Raw genomic sequence first — 4,550 nt, forward strand, 5'->3', positions numbered from 1 at the left:
GCCGCTGGTGAGCCATTTGTTCCACTCGGGCTTGGCCTTGGCCGGAAACTGCACCCGACCATAGAGGGCGAGCGGCAAGTATTCCGGCATGAACTCCAGCATGCTCATGTCGGCCAGCAGCAGGGTCTTCATCTGGCTGGTGAACTGCTCCAGTGCCTTGGGCTGATCCTGATCCCGGTAGGATTCGATGTTTTCGCTGGCATCACTCATCAGCGCTTTGATGCGCGCCTGATCCCATTTTTTTTGCATAGTGGCTCTTCTTTCTTGCGTCGGCATCAGGGGTAGAACTGATCCCACATCTCCTGCATGGCAGCAGCGGGATCGGTCACGATAACGTTGTTGAAATCTTTGATAAAGGCGGTCCGCTGTTTCGGGTCTGACAGCACTTCATAGGCCTGCTTTACCTGGTGCAGCTTGATGGCTGCCAGCTCTCGCTCTTCTTCGCTCGCCCCCAACAGCTTATCGGGGTGGTACTGGTTCGACAGCCGGCGATAGGCTTTTTTGATGTCATTTTCGTTGGCATTGGACTTGACGCCCAGCACCCGAAAGTAGTTGTTCATGGCAGATCCTGCATCACTGGCATCATCGGATTCACACTGCGGATGCCTGATGGTGGAGCGTAAGAAACCAGGCACGGCAAAAACCCGTCATTTTAACGGAAACAGGCCAACTCCGCCATGAATAGGAGGCGATATGGCAAGCAAGTTGCTAATGCGAGTTAAGTTCCGATCGCTGCCATTTTGGCAAGAAGAGGGAATGAGATGTGTGATCAAGGTTAAAAAACGCCCGGCAGGCCGGGCGTTGGGTCATGTGAACCGGGTGACTCCGTCAGTCGCGGTCAATGCCCCGGCGCTGCCAGCTTGCGACCCAGCGGGCGGTCGATCCCCCAGGGGCCACAACCCTGCACCACCAGCAAGATGCACAGCAATATATAGACAGACTCGGGCAGATAGAGCAGCCAGCTATACCATTCGAGCCCGGTCACGTTGGCGGGGATCTGGTGCAGACCTATGGTCACCAGGGCAACCGTGTTGATGACCAGCAGTGCCAGCGCAGACAACCGGGTTAACAGACCGAGAGTCAGCAGCATGCCAAACAGGGTTTCACAGGTTGCAACAAAGATTGCCATCAAGGCCGGGTAGGGGAGACCTGCAGCGATCATGGTATGCAACATGGCCTCTTGGTTAGCGGGTTGAATCAATTTATTCAGGCCAGATGCAAAGAAAAACAGACCAAAGGAGATCCGGATCAGTGCCAGCGGCCAGAAATAGCGACCGCTTCGGGTCGACAGCAAACATGTGATGAGGGATTTCATTACCACTCCTGTTCTTTTATAAGCATGTGAGCTTGAGCGCTGATGCGGCGGCGGGCGTTGCCCCGCTCGCTTGGGCAAAAGTCACTGCTATCTCGATAATGTTTGGCGCCCTTTTCCCAAGGGACAGGGCGCCAGCGTTGTCGCCAGTCGGGTCGATTCAGCTAAAGCGGGCCCATGCCAGGCGCATTTTGAGACCCAGTCCCGAACTCCAGCCTGTTGTCGTGCTGACCACCTTGCCGTCCTTGACGATGAGGAAGCTGGGAGTGACGCTCACTTGCCAGCGGGCGGCGAGGTTGCCCTGTTCATCGTTATAGGTCGGAAAGGTCAGCCCCTTCCTGGTCATCCCTTGCTGCAACTGGATAGAGTTGCCAGAGCGCAGCGCGACCGTCAGCACGTTCTCACCCTCTTGCCAGAGCTGTTCCACCGTCGGGGTGGTGAAGCGGCAGACGCCGCACCAGCTGGCCCAGTAGTAGACCAGCAGCGGCTTGTCCCGGCTCATGGCCAGCAGGTCGGCTGTGGTGCCATCTTGCAGAATGAGGGTGGGCAGCGGGCCGTCTTCTGGTAGTGCCGGGCTGCGCCAGAAGTCCAGTGCCGTCGAGATGACCAGCGCCATCAGCAGCAGCCAGAGTGCCTCTTTACCCCAGCGTCGCCAGCGGGGTTGGGGGGCGATTGTCTCTGTCATGGTTTACCCCTGTTTGGCCAGTTCGGCTTGCACGATTTGCTCCAGCTCCTCATAGGGGATGGCGCCCGACACCAGCTGGTTGCCGACAAGGGTCGCCGGTGTGCCCTGCACCCCCAGAAGCGTGCCGATGCGAAGGCTGTTGCGCAGCTCCTCGGTGGCCTTGGCGTCGGGCTTGAGCGCGGTATTGCCGGTGGCCGCCAGCGCCTTGTTGATATCCGCCTCGGTCAGCATTCCCTGCTTGCTCATCAGCTTGTCGTGCAGGGTGAGGAAGCGGGCAGGATCTTGCTGCCACAGCGTCAGGCTGTACTGGGCCGCCTTGGCAGAGGTCTGCCCCTTGAACGGCAGCAGCTTGATCACCAGCCCCAGATCGTCCGGATGGGCCTTGAGCAGCTGGGTCAGATGAGGATCGAACTGTTTGCAGTAGGGGCAGTTGTAGTCGGTGAACAGTACCAGCGTCAGCTTGGGGTTCTTGGCACCGAGGCGTGGGCTGGTCGCGCTGTTGAACAGCACATCCTGATTGCCCTTGATGAAGTCGCCGAGCTGCGCCTGTTGGGCCGCTGCATTCTGCTTCTCCCAGGATTCGGCTGCTTCGTCGAGGATCTTGGGGTTGGCCACCAGAGTCTCGCGAATGAGCTCCTTGATACGCGCCTCCTGTTCCGGGGTGAAGGGGGCGGCGTGCAGGGCCGGAGCCAGCAGGGCGGCAGAGAGGGAGGCCAGCAGGGGCAGGGTATACAGGGTCGGTTTCATTTCGTGTCTCCTTGAGAAGTGGCAATGCCTGCTTGCGCCAGGGTGGCAAGCAGAGTCGGTCGGTCCAGCAGGGGCGAGAGGATCTCGCCACCCTGCAGGCCGGGCCCGTAGATCTGGTTGAAGGGAATGGCCACGCTGCCACGCTGGCGCAAGAAGTCAGCGATGCTGGCAGAGGGGCGGCTCCAGTCCCCGCGCAGGGCCACCACGTCGGGGGCGCTCAGGGCTTTTTGCACATCATCTCGCAGCAGCACGTTGAATTTGTTGGCTTTACAGGTAATGCACCAGTCGGCGGTGACATCGACAAAGACCCGTTTGTTCTGCGCCAGCGCGTCCTGGATGGCTTGCTCCGACAAGGGCTGCCAGTTGACGGTATCTCGCTGGGGTTTTCCTTCCATCGTAAAGGCGCCGCCCAGCAGCAGGGCTCCACCCAGTAGACAGGTGAGGGCCAGTCCCAGGGTCACACCCCGTATGCCATGACGCCACACGACGGCCAGCAGCAGGGTGGCCAGCATCAGCGCCATCAGGATCAGCATCCAGAATTGGCCGACATGGTTGCCGAGCAGACTGAGCAGCCAAAGGCTGGAGCCCAGCATCATCAGACCGAGCAGAATACGCAGGCGCCCCATCCAGCGGCCCGGCTTCGGCAGCCAGAGCGCAAGGCGGGGGAAGGCGGCGATCAGCAGCCAGGGCAGGCTCATGCCAAGGCCAAGCGCGGTGAAGATGAGCCAGAGCTGACCGAGCGGTGCCCCGAGCGCAAAGGCGACCGCAGTGCCGAGGAAGGGCGCCGAGCAGGGTGTGGCCAGCAGGGTAGCAAAGCACCCTTGCAGAAAGTGACCGCCCAGGCTGTTGCCACCCGTGGTGGCGAGACGGGTATTGAGGTTGCTCGGCAGCCTTAACTCGAACAGCCCCAGCAAGTTGGCACAAAACAGCAGGGTCACCACCACCATGAAGCCGATAAACCAGACGCTCTGGAACTGGATGCCCCAACCGACCGCTCCCTGGGTGGCGCGCAGCAGTGTGCTCATCAGTGCCAGCGCCCAGAAAGAGACCAGGATGCCAGCACTGGCCGCCAGAAATTGCAGACGAACCGGGCGGCGCTCACGGGTTGTTAGCTGCAATACCGACCCCAGTTTGAGTGCCAGCACCGGCAGCACGCAGGGCATCAGATTGAGGATAAGGCCACCCAGCAGGGCGGCGCCCAGCAGCCAGAACAGCGAGTGGCCCTGACTCGGCAGGGTCAGCGGGTCACCTATGCTGAGCTCGCTCTGCCAGGCTTGTTCACCGTTGGCCAGTACAAACCCGAGTTGTTGGGCGCGAATGTCGGGCGCATCGCCCTGCCAGCCATCGCTGACCGGAATGCGGGCGATCAGGGTGTTGCCTTGTACCTCCAGCTCGGGTTTGCCAAATTCGGCACCCTCCAGCCGCTGGAGGAAAATCTTCGGATCCTGCCAGCCTTGCGGGTTGTCGGCGGTCAATTGCAGCTGGTTTTGCTGATAACCAGCCTTGAGGGTGACGGTGCCCGGCATGGCTTGTGGCAGCTTGCTCATCGCCTGGGCGTAGGCAAAGTCGAACCCTTCTGGCGTAGTGCCATCGACTGCGAGGGTAAAGGGGTAGTCGGTCAGGATGCAGACGTTGCTGCAAGTCGAAAGGCGCAGTGTGCCCGTCAGCGCCTCGCGGCGGCTGTGGGTCAGGCTGATGGGGAGGCTGACGGCTTGCCGATAGCCCTGGGCCGAGATGCCGCTGACGTCAAATCGCTCCGGCACGGGCCAGTACCACTGCTGCGCGGGTTGAGGGTCATCCCAGAAT

Annotated in this window: 5 protein-coding genes and 1 pseudogene; all 6 read right to left on the bottom strand. The window is 60.7% G+C overall.

Annotated elements, in window-relative coordinates; genetic code table 11:
- Positions 1 to 249: pseudogene (locus tag AAC083_RS00770) on the bottom strand (cold adaptation protein AtcA); the annotation flags it as partial.
- 26 nt (positions 250 to 275) lie between these two features.
- Complete coding sequence (gene atcJ / locus AAC083_RS00775) at positions 276 to 560, bottom strand: cold adaptation protein ActJcold adaptation protein ActJ (protein WP_108537826.1); 285 nt, start codon at positions 558 to 560, stop codon at positions 276 to 278.
- 278 nt (positions 561 to 838) lie between these two features.
- Positions 839 to 1,315, bottom strand: a complete 477-nt coding sequence (locus AAC083_RS00780; protein WP_108537827.1) for a DoxX family protein — start codon at positions 1,313 to 1,315, stop codon at positions 839 to 841.
- A gap of 157 nt (positions 1,316 to 1,472) precedes the next feature.
- Positions 1,473 to 1,997: a protein disulfide oxidoreductase gene (locus AAC083_RS00785; RefSeq protein WP_108537828.1), complete on the bottom strand. Its 525-nt coding sequence runs from the start codon at positions 1,995 to 1,997 to the stop codon at positions 1,473 to 1,475.
- Positions 1,998 to 2,000: 3 nt separating this feature from the next.
- Positions 2,001 to 2,744: a DsbA family protein gene (locus tag AAC083_RS00790; protein WP_108537829.1), complete on the bottom strand. Its 744-nt coding sequence runs from the start codon at positions 2,742 to 2,744 to the stop codon at positions 2,001 to 2,003.
- Positions 2,741 to 4,550 (bottom strand): protein-disulfide reductase DsbD family protein (locus tag AAC083_RS00795; protein ID WP_108537830.1); only part of this gene is annotated, 1,810 nt, incomplete at its 5' end. The genes AAC083_RS00795 and AAC083_RS00790, both read right to left, overlap by 4 nt.

This window comes from Aeromonas sp. HMWF014, from assembly GCF_963878295.1.
In the GTDB taxonomy this organism is placed as follows: Bacteria; Pseudomonadota; Gammaproteobacteria; order Enterobacterales; family Aeromonadaceae; genus Aeromonas; species Aeromonas popoffii.

What these genes read in the sequence shown, in the direction of transcription:
- atcJ (WP_108537826.1), bottom strand. Translation starts at nt 560, where the DNA reads ATGAACAACTACTTTCGGGTGCTGGGCGTCAAGTCCAATGCCAACGAA.
- AAC083_RS00780 (WP_108537827.1), bottom strand. Translation starts at nt 1,315, where the DNA reads ATGAAATCCCTCATCACATGTTTGCTGTCGACCCGAAGCGGTCGCTAT.
- AAC083_RS00785 (WP_108537828.1), bottom strand. Translation starts at nt 1,997, where the DNA reads ATGACAGAGACAATCGCCCCCCAACCCCGCTGGCGACGCTGGGGTAAA.
- AAC083_RS00790 (WP_108537829.1), bottom strand. Translation starts at nt 2,744, where the DNA reads ATGAAACCGACCCTGTATACCCTGCCCCTGCTGGCCTCCCTCTCTGCC.